Origin of the sequence: Paenibacillus sp. AD87 (assembly GCF_001659845.1) — a bacterium.
GTDB classification, from domain to species: domain Bacteria; phylum Bacillota; class Bacilli; order Paenibacillales; family Paenibacillaceae; genus Paenibacillus; species Paenibacillus marchantiae.
This window is the reverse complement of record NZ_LXQN01000019.1, coordinates 19,238-34,971: the sequence shown is the minus strand read 5'-3', so window position 1 is coordinate 34,971 and position 15,734 is coordinate 19,238. Positions and strand designations below refer to the sequence as shown.

General features: G+C 48.4%; 12 protein-coding genes. 8 read left to right on the top strand and 4 right to left on the bottom strand.

Going from position 1 to position 15,734, the window contains the following annotated elements; all coding sequences use genetic code 11:
- Window positions 1–81: 81 nt before the first annotated feature.
- Together gpAD87_RS23875 and gpAD87_RS23870 are read right to left on the bottom strand one after the other, a co-directional pair.
- Entirely contained in the window at window positions 82–924 is an 843-nt protein-coding gene (locus gpAD87_RS23875; protein ID WP_064641354.1) for a hypothetical protein, read from the bottom strand.
- A gap of 10 nt (window positions 925–934) precedes the next feature.
- The gene (locus gpAD87_RS23870; RefSeq protein ID WP_064641352.1) at window positions 935–2,926 is read right to left on the bottom strand and encodes a M1 family metallopeptidase; all 1,992 of its coding nucleotides are present in this window, start codon (window positions 2,924–2,926) and stop codon (window positions 935–937) included.
- Between the two features lie 102 nt (window positions 2,927–3,028).
- On the opposite strand from gpAD87_RS23870, the gene gpAD87_RS23865 reads away from it, so the two are divergent.
- Window positions 3,029–3,532, top strand: a complete 504-nt coding sequence (locus gpAD87_RS23865) for a YwhD family protein (RefSeq protein ID WP_063567638.1) — start codon at window positions 3,029–3,031, stop codon at window positions 3,530–3,532.
- A 139-nt stretch (window positions 3,533–3,671) separates the two neighbouring features.
- Here the strand turns inward: gpAD87_RS23865 and gpAD87_RS23860 are convergent, their stop codons facing one another.
- On the bottom strand, window positions 3,672–5,750 hold the full coding sequence (locus gpAD87_RS23860) for a transglycosylase domain-containing protein (RefSeq protein ID WP_064641351.1): 2,079 nt from the start codon (window positions 5,748–5,750) through the stop codon (window positions 3,672–3,674).
- Window positions 5,751–6,048: 298 nt separating this feature from the next.
- Between gpAD87_RS23860 and speE the strand changes: the two genes are divergently transcribed.
- From speE to argS, 7 genes are all read left to right on the top strand, one after another.
- Complete coding sequence (gene speE, locus gpAD87_RS23855) at window positions 6,049–6,876, top strand: polyamine aminopropyltransferase (protein ID WP_064641349.1); 828 nt, start codon at window positions 6,049–6,051, stop codon at window positions 6,874–6,876.
- A 14-nt stretch (window positions 6,877–6,890) separates the two neighbouring features.
- A complete protein-coding gene (gene speB, locus gpAD87_RS23850) occupies window positions 6,891–7,760 on the top strand; it encodes an agmatinase (RefSeq protein WP_063567641.1) in 870 nt (289 codons plus the stop codon).
- Window positions 7,761–8,600: 840 nt separating this feature from the next.
- A complete protein-coding gene (locus gpAD87_RS23840; protein ID WP_064641345.1) occupies window positions 8,601–9,788 on the top strand; it encodes a WD40/YVTN/BNR-like repeat-containing protein in 1,188 nt (395 codons plus the stop codon).
- Window positions 9,789–10,004: 216 nt separating this feature from the next.
- Complete coding sequence (locus gpAD87_RS23835; RefSeq protein WP_064641343.1) at window positions 10,005–11,486, top strand: alpha-N-arabinofuranosidase; 1,482 nt, start codon at window positions 10,005–10,007, stop codon at window positions 11,484–11,486.
- A 76-nt stretch (window positions 11,487–11,562) separates the two neighbouring features.
- A complete protein-coding gene (locus gpAD87_RS31590; RefSeq protein WP_231952820.1) occupies window positions 11,563–11,784 on the top strand; it encodes a DUF6171 family protein in 222 nt (73 codons plus the stop codon).
- 265 nt (window positions 11,785–12,049) lie between these two features.
- A complete protein-coding gene (locus gpAD87_RS23830; RefSeq protein ID WP_063567645.1) occupies window positions 12,050–12,475 on the top strand; it encodes a DUF1934 domain-containing protein in 426 nt (141 codons plus the stop codon).
- Window positions 12,472–14,151 (top strand): arginine--tRNA ligase, encoded by a 1,680-nt coding sequence (gene argS, locus gpAD87_RS23825; protein WP_064641341.1) that lies wholly within the window; start codon window positions 12,472–12,474, stop codon window positions 14,149–14,151. Before gpAD87_RS23830 ends, argS begins: the two co-directional genes overlap by 4 nt.
- A 245-nt stretch (window positions 14,152–14,396) precedes the next feature.
- Here argS and gpAD87_RS23820 read toward each other — a convergent pair whose 3' ends face one another.
- On the bottom strand, window positions 14,397–15,551 hold the full coding sequence (locus gpAD87_RS23820) for a S8 family peptidase (RefSeq protein ID WP_064641339.1): 1,155 nt from the start codon (window positions 15,549–15,551) through the stop codon (window positions 14,397–14,399).
- Between the last annotated feature and the right edge of the window lie 183 nt (window positions 15,552–15,734).

Here is a 15,734-nt window from a genome sequence, read left to right as displayed (position 1 = left end):
AAAGGTCGAGGTTTGCTTGTTTAACGGCATTTGAAGAATACAACTTTACATAGAGATGGTAACCGTTTTTAACCGTTCAATTTAATCCTTGACCGAGTTGGACTGCCATAGGCGGAAATGGGCACATATTTTCCACAGGCTCAGCAAGCACCGGGCAAGTGGATACGTTTGTTGTAGTATAAGACCAGTTAAGCCGGTTAGTAACCATGAAGCTGAAGTAAAGGCACCAAAGACCAGCAGATGAAGGCCGCCCAGCAGGACAGCAATGCCTATTAGAGTGATGACTTGGCGTAGTGCAATCCATATAGCTTGAAACGTACCGCGTGCTCCGCCTTCCCCATCGGGAGCTGAGATACCAAACTGCATGTACAGCAGGACATGATGGATAACCCACCCGTATACAATCCAACCAACAACATAGGGAATACCAGGCAAGAGCAGATGGAGGGAATGAAAACCTTCCATAAAGATGGAATATAGCTTTGGTGCGAGCCAATAAGCCGGTAGCAGTAGCAATAGGGTACGAATGGTGTGGAGCAACAGCATCGGTTTCCATAAATTTTTGATACCACGAATGAATGGAATGCGCTCTTCCGAATGGTTATAATGCTGGAGCGAGTAGAGCAGCCCTGCCTGAATGAGTGGGCTAATCAGAATCCGCAGCAGCAGCATAGCCCCTAAAATCCATAAATAGCGATGGACCTCCGGATTCGTTGTCAGGCTGAGTTGGCTCTCCATTTTGAATAAAATCGTACTGAGTTCCCCTGTATCAGGGTCAGGATAACGCAGGAGCAGCGGAACCACAGCTGACTGTACCATTCGATAAAGAAAGTATCCCCATACTAATTGATAGAGAAATAAGAGTGCCGCAATGAACATATGCTGACGGACGAGAAACCAGCCTTCACGTATTTTCGCTTTCACTGTATCCACCTCACCATGACAGACTTCCGAATATGGCTTCTATAAGTTTGGTTGCGCTCATGCTCCAGCGGGATTTGGTTGGCTCATCCAGTCCGGCTTTCAGAAAATTGTTCATATGATGGTTCTCCAGCACAATCGTGTACTGCGGATCAGTCATAGCCCAGGAAACAGGAGAAGTATAGGTCAGTTTGTAGGTAATGCGCTCCTCGCTACCATCCCATTCTTTCGTCATGGTTTTCCCATCTTCGAACATAATTCGAACAGGCACCTTCTTATATTCACTGCCTTTTTTCTGCAATGTAACCGATGACTCGTACAACGTTTGGCCGTCTTTCAGGATAGGATTGATTGCGATCTTCTCCACTGCAAAGTCAGCCATGCCGTCTCCGTATACATATTGATTAAAATAATCGGTCCAGGGTGTGCGGGTTACTTGCTCCACGACCTTTTGAAAATCAGACGAAGTAGGGTGTTTGAAACGGTATTTCTTCACATAGGTCGAGAGAATACGTTCCATCGTTTTGGCACCAACCTGTTGTTCTATCCCGAGTAATACAAGCTTGCCTCGTGTGTATACGTTGGCTGCATATTGATTCTGGGAATCAAACTTCCAGGAGTCCTGTGTCAGTGAAGCTGGAGAAGTAATGAGACCAGATTGTACGGGCAGATTCGGGATAAGTCCGTATTCCTGTTCCATTACTTTGTCTTCTGCATAGGAGGTGAATCCTTCGTCCAGCCAAGCCTCTTCAAATTCATTACTCGCGACCATGCCGTAAAAATACTGATGCCCAATCTCGTGCACAACCGTGCGTTCCAGATCGTAACCAGGTGCAGAATCATCCGCACCGAAGGCAGTGACCAAAGTAGGGTATTCCATTCCTCCTGCGCCATTCCCCGATTTGGGCGGGACAACGATGGACAGTGTGGAATACGGATAAGGGCCAAACCACTTGCTATAATTGGATAGCGCTGCTTTGGCGGCGTAGAAATAACGTTCCTTCAGATCCTCATGAGCAGGGTCGAGATACAGCTTGATTCGAACGCCTGGCACATTGGGAGCAGAGAAGGGTTCTTCTGCATAAACAAAATCAGGAGAGGCTGACCAGGCAAAATCATGCACATCATCGGCATAGAACTGATATACTTTTTCGCCGTTCTTCACAACCGCTTGCTGGGTTGGGAATCCAGTAGCAGCTACTTTGTATGTTTCCGGTACCCGAATACGCACACTATAGATACCGAAATCGGCGTAAAACTCTGAATTACCGTGATACTGATGCAGATTCCAGCCTTCGGTCGTTTGACCTCGTGTGCCTACTGGCTCATATACGCTAAGTTTAGGGAACCACTGACCTGCCATAACGAAATTATCTGCTGTTCCCATGCGGGCAAAAATTTTCGGTAGCTTGACCTCAAATCGGGTGTGAAGCGTGATGCTTTCACCGCCTTTAACGGGTTTGGGCAGCCGTACCTTAATGAGGGTAGTATCTTTCATGTTTCCGTCATCCGGTTGCACATACTGCATCCGATGTAAGAGAGAAAGCCCGTCCTCTGTTTTCATTTCTGTAATATGCATGGAACCGTAACCGTTCGTGGGCATGACATCACCTCGAAGTTTCCCTCCGGATTCTTTCATAAAAGTGGTGTCAGCAGAAGAGAAGGCATTGGGATACATGTGAAAATAAAGCTCGCTGACGGTTTTCTTACCTGGATGTGTCCAGGTGATCGTCTGAGTCCCTTGCAGTACATTCCCGTCTACCAGCTTCACATCCATGTGATATTCCACTACGCGGTTGCTGAACACTTCAGCGGTAGGTGTCTGTATACTTTCCGGAGATGTTTGGGTTTTGACGGGTGCCGTAGGTTTGCCCGATTCCGGGGCGAGCGCAGGCAAGTCAGATTGAATGGAGCGTGTGGAGCCCAGACCAAGCCATATCCCCCCGGCAACTACACACAGGGCTATAATTGCGGTGAGCCAGCTCTTGGCGCGTCGTGGAATCATCGTTAAATACCTCCCGTTGACAAGCATCTACAGCATGTATATGTTTGCATTGAGGCGATTATTAGTTAAAATATTTGTATCAACCCTTGGAGGCTATAAAACATGGACCAAAACGAGCAGAACGGCAAAAAACAGATTGCCTTGAATATCGTTAGTGCAAAGAGCAAACACAAAGGTTTCGGTGCAGGCTCCATTGATCTGAATAACCTTTCCCCCGTTATTATTGATAACGGTGAAGCAAAGATTGATGTGGGTGCGATGCATGCGAAGAGCAAAGTGGAGCGCAATATCAAGTTCTCGACTAATCGTGAGGATGTGCCCAATGGACGCCAAGTATGGCTGGTATGGGTAGCTGTGGACCGTAACGAACAGGGGCAGTTTTATGGTGGAGCAACTGCGTGTGAGATGTGGATTGATACAGAAGCGCGTCGTGGATGGAAACTGCTGGCCGATCATGTGAATCGCATGGATTATGCCATGAAGCGCCGGTTCATGCTGGATGATCTTGGACCTGAGGATCGCGCGGCACTCAAGACGTTGCTGACTACGCATAACGAAGAATGGTGGAACGCTTCTCCAGATGAATTGAAAGAAGCGCTTGCCTAATTAATTTTTAAAGCTGTTCAAAAAGAAGAAGCAAAAGCCCCGTGACCGAGATGATCGGTTCGGGGCTTTTGCTTTTATGTTAAATTGAATTTTACGGGTGATGACGCAATTACGTCATTGCGTATTTACGTCACTTTGGTCATTCCACCCACCAGCGTTTGAAATCCTTCCACCATGAATGTTTCTCTTCCTGTATTCCCTGCTGGTTTTGCACTTCTCGAGTGTCTTTATCATTCTCTGAACCCGAATCGTCTGAAGCGCTGCGGCAGACCTCGGTCGGTTCCGTGCCATCAATAAAAACTTCCAGCCGTTTCTCGGCGCAGCCATTGCCAGCCAGTTTGCCGGATTCGGGATCGATATATACACTGACGACGTTATCCGGTACAGTAAAAATCTTCGGTGGAACACTGGCGAGGGCCTGTTCCGTAAACTGGGCGAACATGGGTGCCGCACGACGCCCGTCGGATGTGGAAATGGCTTTGCCTTGATCGTAACCGACCCAGACAGCCGTTGAGAGCTCTGGGGTGAAGCCGACGAGCCAAGCATCCGTATTGGTCGTCCCCGTTTTGCCGGCGACAGGCCGTTTAATCGTTGCAGATACCCGATTACCCGTACCTCCATTTTCGAATACACTTTCCATCAAGCGTGTTAATACATAAGCGGCAGCGGGTTCAACAACCTTCTCGGCCTTGGTCTGAGGTGCTTCATAGATGACTCGTCCTGCGGCATCCGTCACTTGCAGAATGGCTACAGGAGGTGTCCGCTGTCCACTTGCGGCAATAGCGGAAAATGCTGAAGCCATCTCCAGTGGACTAACAGGCGAGGTGCCGAGTGCAAGGGAGGGTACCGGGCTCATGTTGCTCGAAATCCCTAGATTCTTGGCCATCTTCACCACTTGTTCAGGTCCAATCTGCATAATCGTATTTACCGCGTAGATGTTGTCCGAAGCGGCGATCGCCTGTCTCAGATCAATCTCACCTAAATACTTATCCCCGAAGTTGCCGGGTTTATAGGTTTTGCGATCATTGTCATAATGAAACAGGGTCGGCTCGCTTTTAAACATGGACGCACTGGTGAGCTGTTTCGATTCCAGGGCAGCCAGATACATAATCGGTTTAAAAGCAGATCCCGGCTGGCGTGTAGTCGCCAGTACATGGTTAATCTGATTGGTGCGGTAATTTTTGCCGCCCACCATCGCTTTGATATATCCGGTACGCGGATCGATCGATACCAGAGCCGTTTCGAGCTCACTTTTGGCGTCCATGCCCTTGGCTACGGCATCTTCTGCCGCTTTTTGTACACGCAGATCCAGCGTGGTGTATATATTCAATCCCCCATGATCCAGCATCGCTTCGCTGATTCCCAGCTCCTTGATGGCTAGATTCCGGATATAATCGCGGAAATAGGGTGCACTTTCTACGGTTTTGCGTTCACTTTCCGGCTTGAACGAGAGCATTTCTTCATAAGCCTTGTCTGCTTCCGCTTGCGTAATTTTGCCGATGTCAGCCATGGCATTCAATACAACCTTCTGCCGGTCCTTGGCGTTCTTCATATGATTATATGGAGAATAGTAGGTCGGACCCTTTGGAATCCCTGCAAGCATGGCACTTTCGGCAAGCGTCAACTGTTTGGCGGATTTGCCAAAATACATCCGTGAGGCTGCTTCGATCCCGTAGGCGCCGTGACCGTAATAAATTTCATTCAGGTACATCTGCAGGATTTCATCCTTGCTGTATTTCATCTCCAATTGTGCCGTGTACATCGCTTCCTTGGCTTTGCGGGTCCATGTCTTTTCATGGGACAAATACAAGTTGCGCGCGAGCTGTTGCGTTAGTGTACTTGCGCCCTGGGACATCTGCATATGTTCCAGGTTGACGAGTACAGCCCGTCCCATTCCTCGGATGTCGAAGCCGACATGATCATAGAACTTGCGGTCCTCTACAGCAAGTGTAGCGCTAACCAAATCAGGTGAGATATCTCCCAACTGCACGGGTACCGAGTCTTTGCCGCCTGCCGAGAAAGTGGCAATGACTGCGCCCTGGCTGTCCAGCAGCCTGGAATTGCGATCGGAGTCGGCCAGTGGCAGGCTGGTGGCGTATAGATAGACCAATGCTGCTGCTGTGGCGATTAGGCCGAGAATAGCGAGCAGAGTCAGGCTTTTGATGACTTTCCATATTCGGAACCCGCGTTTGCGGGTCTTTTGGCTTGATTGGGTCATGGAACGGGCTCCTTTCTTTTCTTTCCAGTATGGGAATTCAATGACACGGATATTCAATCCACCCGTTTAACGGTTTAAAATATAGCTTTTTTGCAGAAAAAAACCGTTTTGCAGTATAAACGTCAATCGCGTATAATGCAAAAGGGTAATGAAAAGGTACAGTTCGGCACAACATACAATAGGCAAGGAAGGTCGAACAGTTCCCATTGTCAGTGATTTGATTCTTTGATTAGTCAGACGCTATGTACGCTCTGGTCAATTTAATCTATATAAACTTTACGGAAAGAAGGTAGAGATTATGGAATTGTGGTTTACGGAGAAACAGACGCCCGCATTCGGAATCACCGCGAAGATTAAACAGACCTATGTAAGCGAAAAGACGGATTTTCAAGATCTGGCTATGGTAGAGACCGAAGAATTCGGCAATATGTTGCTGCTTGACGGCATGGTGATGACAACGGTGAAAGACGAGTTCGTTTATCACGAAATGGCGGCTCACCCTGCGCTGAACACACACCCGAACCCGAAAAAGGTGCTGGTTGTCGGTGGCGGTGACGGCGGAGTTATCCGTGAAGTCATTAAGCATGCTGCTGTAGAAAAAGCAGTTCTCGTCGAAATCGACGGGAAAGTGATTGAATATTCCAAAAAGTATCTGCCTGAAATCGCCGGTAAATTGGACGAGCCTAACGTTGAAGTGCTGGTGAACGACGGCTACATGCATATTATAGAGCATAAAAATGAATACGATGTAATCATCGTTGACTCCACAGAGCCTGTAGGTCCGGCTGCTCCGCTGTTTGAGCGCGGTTTCTACCAAGGTATCTATGAAGCGCTGAGAGAAGACGGGATCTTCGTTGCTCAAACGGACAACCCGTGGTTCAAAGCGGATCTGATCCAAAAGGTAAACAAAGACGTTAAAGAAATCTTCCCGATCGTACATGTGTACGGCTGTAATATCCCTACGTACCCAAGTGGTCTGTGGACTTTTACAATGGGTAGCAAAAAACATAATCCGCTTGAGGTGGACGAGACGCAGATTCCAGAGATGGATACGAAATATTACTCTCCACGTCTGCACAAAGCGGCGTTCGTTCTTCCTAAATTCGTGGAAGACCTTACGAAATAAGGAGGAATAATTAGATGAAATTGGATCAAGCTTATTCAGGTAACGTATTTATTTGCAGTTCAGAGGATTACGAGAACTCCAAAGCAGTCATTTATGGTATGCCGATGGATTACACCGTCAGCTTCCGTCCAGGGTCCCGTTTTGGTCCTTCCCATATCCGTCAGGCGTCGGTTGGACTTGAAGAGTACAGCCCTTACCTGGATAAAAGCATTGTGGATATGACTTACTTTGACGCTGGGGATCTGCTTTTGCCTTTCGGTAACGCAGGACGCAGTCTCGAAGTCATCGGAGAATACATCGGTGGCCTACTGGCTGACGACAAATTCCCGATTGGACTCGGCGGGGAACACCTCGTCACTTGGCCTGTTATTCAGCAAATGTACAAAAAATATCCGGACCTTATCCTGATCCATATTGATGCACATGCCGACCTTCGTGAAAACTATGAAGGCGAGCCATTGTCCCACTCAACGCCAGTGCGTAAAGCAGCTGAACTGATGGGTGGCAAAAATATTTATCAGTTCGGAATTCGTTCCGGTTCCCGTGAAGAGTTCCAATTCGGACGGGAGAACATCAACTTCTATCCGTTTGAAGTGGCAGCTCCGATGAAGGAAGCTCTTCCGAAAATGGGTAACCGTCCAGTGTACGTTACAATCGATATCGATGTGCTTGATCCATCTGCAGCTCCGGGTACAGGAACAGCAGAAGCGGGCGGTATTACGTCCAAGGAATTGCTTGAAGCCATTCACATGATTGCAGGATCAGATGTAAATGTGGTCGGTTGTGACCTGGTTGAAGTGGCTCCTATTTACGATCATACAGAACAGACACAAATTGTGGCTGCGAAGATGATCCGTGAAATGCTGCTTGGATTCGTGAAGTAATAGCAAAATTATAGCGTCCTCTGTCTGCGTCAGGTTGAAGCCTGCGTAGGAGAGGGCGTTTTTTTATGATCGTCTTCTGATCTCATTCGTGAAGTATATGGTGGTTGGGTTCGACCATATACTAAAAAAAGAGCCTTCACCGCGCCAACGGTAAAGACTCTTAGGACCCGAAAGGCTGTGGACTGCCACGGCGCGCATGAACTAAATATTGCTATTCAAGCGAAACCCACCGTCAGGCGATCAACCTTATGAGGTGGGTTTTCGCTTGCTATGTAAAGTCCATAATATCGATTGTAGCACGTACGTTCCCGCCTATCTACCATTTGTTGTATATATGATTCCTCCCGCTCGTTAAGCGAAAACACGTAATTGGGATGACTCTATCTTAATATTTATGTATAATATGGAAATAGAGGAAAGGGGTTTTTGTTATGCATGCAATCCGGGCTCAATTGAGCATGTATCCCAAATGGTTCATAGCGGTACTTATGATATTTACCATCAATCTTATAATAACAATGACTTTGTTCATCAATTTAACGTTAATACTGGCTAATCTCGCCATGTTATATGTTACCTTTAGCATCAGAACACTCAAATACAATAAATTGCATTTTGCCCTTTGCCTTGTTTTAAGTATCACTTTTGTGATCATTGCTTTTAAGACATATCCCATTTAAATCAGCTCTTAGTAGAGATTAATGATGAACCACTCATGCCCATGAGATAAAAAAATGTGGGCATGAGTGGTTTTTTTATTGCAATAATGTCACGCGCGATAAACAAATTGTTACGTTAAATCCTGCAAAATAGGGTAAAAACATAGAAGGAGGTGTCACAATGACAACAAAGAGCAGAATGACATGGAAACGGATTGGCGCACTCGCACTATCAGTAACACTGGCTTGGGGACTGGGACCGGTACATACTCTACCCGGCGCTAACGCTGCATCCTCCCCAACGTGTGGAAGTGGAGATCACGGATTAACGGCTACGTTGAAAAAAGGCAGTGGTGTGGAAGACCAACGACTGCAATTTACGGATATCGATTTTCTGAACAATACAACCGGACGGGCTGGTGGTGAAGGCTTCCTTATTGGCACATCGAATTCTGGCTGCACTTGGCAGTCCATCTATACAGGCCAATGGCAGTTCACACAACTTGATTTCCCGAATAATGTGAATGGATTTGCTTTGGCACAGGTAAAGGATTCTCCAACGACATATCTCATCCGCTCAACGGATGGCGGTGCGCACTGGACACGGATGGATACTAAAGGTATACAGTTTAAACGAATTGATTTCCTCAATAAAAACGAAGGCTTTGGATATACCTATAATGGAGCTTATTTGACGAAGGATGGCGGTGCAACATGGAGCCCGATCTCCACACCAGCCAATACACGCGGAGCTGTGTTCACGACACAGAAGCAAGGTTATGCCATTGTAGTGGCTCCTGGTTCGGGATACCGTATCATGCAGACAAGTAACGGCGGCAAGAACTGGACGCAATCGCTAAAGGTTGCCTCAACAACTTGGAGCGGTGGAGATTTATACGCAAGTGGTAACCAGGTATGGGCCCTTCTGTATGGCGACGCAGGAATGTCTCAGCAGTCGTATTCTCTCTACGCGAGTGGGAATGAGGGCAAGAATTGGAGACAGGTCTTTGCTCAATCCACAGCAGGTGGTGGCCCGGCTCCAGGTGCAAACAGCACAGGAAATGGAAAAGGCCCCGCAGACCCAGGGGGTCACCCAGGAAACATGGCGTTGATCGGTAATCAGACGGCCTATCTCTCCGCAGGATCACCTGCAGCAGGCAAAGTGGGGATTGGACGTTCATATAATGCAGGTTCCACGTGGAAAAATATCGACCTGAAAGATCCAGGATATAGCTCCCGCATTTCGTTTCCTTCTGCCAAAACAGGTTGGCTCGTCGTAACAAGCGACAATTCTCCTGCGATTTATGAGACGACAGATGGTGGAACAACATGGAAGCAAAAAATGTTATTGCCCGCTGTAAACGAGTAAATGACGTTATGCCATGGAATAATTTTAAGGCGATTTCAATCTAAAAGTGTATAAATCTTAACTGATTTGGCCTGATGAGGCCAGCCCAAACAAACAAGTCTTTTCCGGACAAATGAAGCCGGAAAGGGCTTGTTTTTGCTTCAATAAAAACGGTTGAATACTGTTTAGAAACACGTTATTGTAAGCGGTAACAATACTTTTGAGGAGGTTGAAATTATGGTTGATGTTATTCTAAAGGAAGATTCAGAACAAGGATTAATAAATCGCAATATATATGGCCATTTCTCAGAGCATCTGGGACGCTGTATTTATGAAGGCATCTGGGTGGGAGAGGACTCTCCTATTCCCAATACGGAAGGCATCCGAAATGATGTGCTTACTGCACTGCAAAAACTCCATATTCCCGTACTTCGTTGGCCTGGAGGTTGTTTTGCCGACGAATATCACTGGAAAGATGGCATAGGTCCAAAAAGTGAGCGCGCCCGGATGATCAATACGCACTGGGGCGGGGTAGAAGAGAACAATCATTTTGGCACGCATGAATTCCTGAGACTATGTGAGTTACTTGATACGCAGCCATATATTAGTGGCAATCTGGGCAGCGGTACGGTGCAGGAGATGCAGGAATGGGTGGAGTACATCACGTTTGATGGGGAATCACCGATGGCGAACTGGCGGAAGAGCAATGGCCGTGAAGAGCCATGGAAGCTGAAATACTTTGGTGTGGGGAACGAGAACTGGGGTTGTGGCGGTAATATGCGTCCGGAATACTACGCAGATGAGTACCGTCGTTATGCTACATATGTACGCAATTATTCCGGGAATGAAATCTATAAAATCGCCTGCGGTCCCAATGACAACAACTATCACTGGATGGAGGTGTTAATGCGGGAGGCCGGACGTTTTATGGACGGAATCAGCCTGCATTATTACACCATTCCAACAGGTGAGTGGGCAGATAAAGGTCAGGCTACAGGTTTCGGAGAAGCTGAGTGGTTCACCACATTGAAAAAGACGCTATATATGGAAGAGTTACTTGCGAAGCACTCCGAGATTATGGACAAATATGATCCTGAGGGCAGAGTCGGTATTATCGTGGATGAGTGGGGAACGTGGTATAACGTTGAGCCAGGTACGAATCCTGGGTTCCTGTATCAACAAAATACGATGCGTGATGCTGTACTTGCAGGGATCAATCTGAATATTTTCAACCAACATAATAAAAGAGTGCATATGGCCAATCTGGCCCAGATCGTTAATGTTCTCCAGGCGTTGGTCTTGACAGAAGGAGAGAAGATGCTGCTTACGCCTACATATCATGTGTTTGATATGTATCAGGTGCACATGGACGCGCAGCGGTTGGAACTGAATTACGAGAGCCCTGGATATACTTTCGGGGAAGAGACCATCCCTCAACTTAGTTTGTCAGCTTCTCGTAGCAATGATGGCGTTATTCATGTGACGGCGTGTAACCTTAGTCATACGGATGAGCTTGAAGTGGTTTGTCAGATTGAATCAACGAACGCTTCTGCTGTATCGGGACGAATTCTGCATCACGCAGATTATAGTGCGTTCAACACATTTGAACAGCCGAATCAGGTTCAACCTGCGGACTGGAAGGGTATTACACTTGAAAATAACAAACTGCGTTTTGTACTGCCTCCGGCCTCGGTTGGTGTGGTCGCTATAAAGGCTTAATCAGATGGATTCATCCGTGCAGAGTAGAAGTGCTGGGAAACGGGAACCATGCAAGGGATGTAACGATCAATATGATGTGAAAATTAGTGAAGCCAAGATGGCCCGACTCGTGGAGCTGGCCTCACGCTCACGTTCGGTCGTCGAGGATGCTGAATATGAGCGTCGTTTATCCATCTGCTCTGATTGTCCAGGGTTACAATACGGTACGACTTGCCGTTATTGTGGTTGTCTCGTACAGGTGCGCGCCAAGCTGGTAGAGTCGACCTGTCCATTTCCATATGAGCCGCGATGGACCTGATCCAGAACGTATTTCTTTATTAATGAAGCAAGGCAGAGCTGCACTTTACAGGTGTGGCTCTGCTTTTTTTGGCGTTGATGGGCAAAAACTCTGAATTTGGATTTGAATTGAGCGGGTGAACTGGATATAGTTATACAGTAGAGTGTAGGATAGCGAGCTATCCGGGAATATGAGCGCGTATAGCGGCACAACAATACAGGAAGGGCTGTTCTCACCGGCCGTGCCTGATTTTGCGTCGCCTCGAATATAATGGAGGTTAACATTCATGTCGAACATGCGACCGGTTCAGATCCGGCTGCACAGCCGTTATGAAGGTGAAGATGTACTGCAGGAAATGCAGGGTGAGGCCGTATTGAAGGGATCTGTGCTCTATGTTCGTTATGAAGAGCCACAGGCTGGACCCGAGGGCGGTATTACCCGAACAACATTGAAGCTGGGCGGACAATCCATCAAGATTATACGCCACGGTGAGGTGGAATCGGAGCAAACGTTTGAATTAAACCGCAAGCTCCCTGGTTTTTACCGCTCGCCGTATATGTCGTTTGCCTTATCTACGCATACACAGGAGCTGGAACTTTCCATTCAGGGATTGAGCGCGCGCGCAGCGTGGAGCTACGACTTTTACCGCTTTGACGAAGAATCCGGACATTTCGCGATTAGTTTGCATATACAGGAGGAACCAATTTCATGACACGTAATCCATTAGATACGATTAACGAACGGGTAAGTACAGCCATCGGCAATGCCATTGTGACTGCTGGCATTGTTGCGCAGGAGGATCTGCCGACCATCACCCTTGAAGTACCACGCGAGAAAACACACGGCGATTTGGCGACCAATGCCGCTATGCAACTGACCAAGATTGCCAAGCGTAATCCACGCCAGATTGCAGAAGAGATTATTGCCAATCTCAACCTGGCTGAAGCTGGAATCGAGAAAGCGGAAATTGCTGGGCCGGGATTCATTAACTTTAAGTTGGACAAGAGTTATCTCTATCCTGTGCTGGGGCTTGTACATGAGCAGGGTGAGAATTATGGAAGAATCAATGTTGGTGAAGGGCGCAAGGTCGAGATGGAGTTTGTCAGTGCCAACCCGACAGGCAGTCTGCATCTAGGCCATGCGCGTGGAGCGGCTGTGGGTGATGCGCTTTGCAACATCCTCGACTATGCCGGATATGATGTAACACGTGAATACTACATTAATGACGCGGGTAATCAGGTGTTTAATCTGTCTCGTTCCATTGAAGCTCGCTATTTGCAGGAACTGGGCCAAGACGCAGAGATGCCGGAAGATGGTTATCATGGTGAGGATATCAAAGGATTCGCCAAGGATCTAGTGGCCGAGAAAGGCGATTCTTTGCTGTCCATGCATCCAGGTGACCGTGCAGCTTATTTCCGCGACTTCGGTTTGGAAAAAGAATTGGACAAGATCAAGCGTGACTTGAATCGCTTCCGTGTCAATTTCGACATCTGGTTCAGCGAAACATCACTTTATGATAACGGAGAAGTGTTGCGTGTACTTGACGAATTGCGTGATCGTAATGAAATCTATGAGCAAGACGGAGCAACTTGGTTGAAAACAATGCAGTATGGTGACGATAAAGAGCGTGTTTTGATCAAAAATGACGGTACGTACACGTACCTTACGCCGGATATTGCTTATCACCGTGATAAATATGCGCGTGGATACGACACGATGATTAACATCTGGGGAGCAGACCACCATGGTTACATTCCACGGATGAAAGCGGCCATGCAAGCACTGGGCAACGATCCTGAGAAATTGGTCGTGCTGATTGCACAGATGGTGAGCTTGTTCCAGAACGGCGAGAAAGTGAAGATGTCCAAGCGTACAGGCAAGGCGGTAACGATGGAAGATCTGATGGACGAAGTAGGCATTGATGCCATTCGTTACTTCTTTACCATGCGCAGCATGGACTCTCATCTGGACTTCGACATGGACCTCGCGATTTCGACGTCCAATGAAAACCCTGTATTCTATGTACAATACGCTCACGCTCGGGTATGCAGCGTATACCGTCAGGCAGAAGAACAAGGCATTGAGCTGTTACCGTTGGCACAGATCGACCTTTCGAAGCTGACCACGGAACATGAATATGACCTTCTTCGCAAACTGGGTGAACTGCCTGAAGAAATCGCGACTGCTGCTACGGGATATGCGCCGCATCGTATTGTTCGTTATGTATATGAGTTGGCATCCCTGTTCCACAGTTACTATCGTGCAGAGCGCGTCATTACTGAAGACGCAGGACAAACCCAGGCGCGTCTGGCGCTGATCGGTGCTGTACGCACCGTCATCGCAACAGCGCTTCGTCTGGTGGGCGTATCCGCACCGGACAAAATGTAATTCAAGCCCTGGCGGTGCACAACCGCCCTGTGGCTTTGACAAAAAGTCTCCATGCACCACGCTTGCAATGCAGCGTGAACATGGAGACTTTTTGCTGTGCCCGCGGCCGAGTCCATACGGCCCCGAGGCACCCAGAGCCAGCGCTGCCTGCCGCCGTGGGCAACCACGGTGAAGCATCACGCCGCGCAGCAGTGCTGCGCTTAGCGATGCTTCACGGAACGGCTCCCTGCGGCAGGCAGCGCTCTTTACCCTCCGCCCTCCTGCATCAGCTTGAGGGCGTCAATCTCGCCACCGCGAATTTTGCTCTTCGCGGTGGTTGTCTTGCGTGCGCGCAGCGGAACGGTCGCGCGCTTCACGAGCGTTTTGATCTCGGCTGGCGACAGGCCTGGATGCTTCGCAAGCAAGAGCGCTATGGCACCACTGACGTGCGATGTCGCCATGGAGGTGCCGCTCATCTCATGGTGCTTGCCTTGCATCCAGGAAGAGACGATTTTGTCCCCTGGCGCATATACATCGACGTATGCACCTCGGTTACTGAATGAGGCAATCCGCCGGTTTTTGTCGGTTGCCCCAACCGATATCGTTTGCGGATAACGTGCCGGATAATCAATGCTGCGGCGTTTGCCGTCATTTCCTGACGAAGCAATAATGACAATCCCGGCCTGATGGGCACGGTTCACGACATCAAGCAATGCTTTGCTGCGCGTTTTCATGCCAAAGCTCATATTGATAATATCGACCCGATTGCGTACACACCAGTCGATGCCAAGCACAATGTCTGACACGAAGGCCGAACCATTATGGTCGAATGCCTTCACCGGATAGATCAGGGAGCGAGGAGCTACGCCAATCATACCTGCCGTACTGTTGGCTGCGGCAATGGTTCCAGCAATATGGGTGCCATGACCGTTATCATCATGTGGAAGCAGACTGCGGTTTAACAGATTGATTCCGCGTGCCAGCGAATAGCGAAGATCTGGGTGTTGATAATCGGCACCTGTGTCGATCACGCCGATTTTGATTCGATGTCCCGTGGATACGGACCATACTTTGGGAGCGTGAATCTGTTTGACGCCCCAAGGTATGCCCTGAGCACTGCTCGGTTTACTGTGAAGCGCGGTGGCATGCAGTGAGATGGATACATCTTCTTCTACCGTAATCTCATCGCTGTAGCGAGATAATTCTTCTGGGTCATGCACCGGGGCGATAATGGAGCGGGCCAGCCGGGAGGAGCGTACCATACCAAGATCCGTAAATTCATTCCTCATCCGCGACAGTTCCACGAGGCAGGCTTCATATTGCTTCGGTTTGGCGAACCGGATCAGGTACCGCCGCCCCTGTTCTGGTTCGGGACGTTGCATTCCTTCAACCAATTGATGTAGAAAACCAGTATAGTCCATAATGGGCAGCCCCCTTCGGGATGAACATGCTGAGGTATTCTATGAATGCATTGATCCCGCCGCATGGGGAACCTGCCCTTTTTTTACAAAAACACATTCTCCTCGTGTCAAAACGGGCGCAGGGACATATGATGGATGGAGGGCTAGAGGGCTCTCGCGGGGACCCTGGTGAGGAGCGATCCT

Coding starts and splice junctions, on each gene's coding strand:
- gpAD87_RS23870 (WP_064641352.1), bottom strand. CDS start 2,926: ATGATTCCACGACGCGCCAAGAGCTGGCTCACCGCAATTATAGCCCTG.
- gpAD87_RS23865 (WP_063567638.1), top strand. CDS start 3,029: ATGGACCAAAACGAGCAGAACGGCAAAAAACAGATTGCCTTGAATATC.
- gpAD87_RS23860 (WP_064641351.1), bottom strand. CDS start 5,750: ATGACCCAATCAAGCCAAAAGACCCGCAAACGCGGGTTCCGAATATGG.
- speE (WP_064641349.1), top strand. CDS start 6,049: ATGGAATTGTGGTTTACGGAGAAACAGACGCCCGCATTCGGAATCACC.
- speB (WP_063567641.1), top strand. CDS start 6,891: ATGAAATTGGATCAAGCTTATTCAGGTAACGTATTTATTTGCAGTTCA.
- gpAD87_RS23840 (WP_064641345.1), top strand. CDS start 8,601: ATGACAACAAAGAGCAGAATGACATGGAAACGGATTGGCGCACTCGCA.
- gpAD87_RS23835 (WP_064641343.1), top strand. CDS start 10,005: ATGGTTGATGTTATTCTAAAGGAAGATTCAGAACAAGGATTAATAAAT.
- gpAD87_RS23830 (WP_063567645.1), top strand. CDS start 12,050: ATGTCGAACATGCGACCGGTTCAGATCCGGCTGCACAGCCGTTATGAA.
- argS (WP_064641341.1), top strand. CDS start 12,472: ATGACACGTAATCCATTAGATACGATTAACGAACGGGTAAGTACAGCC.
- gpAD87_RS23820 (WP_064641339.1), bottom strand. CDS start 15,551: ATGGACTATACTGGTTTTCTACATCAATTGGTTGAAGGAATGCAACGT.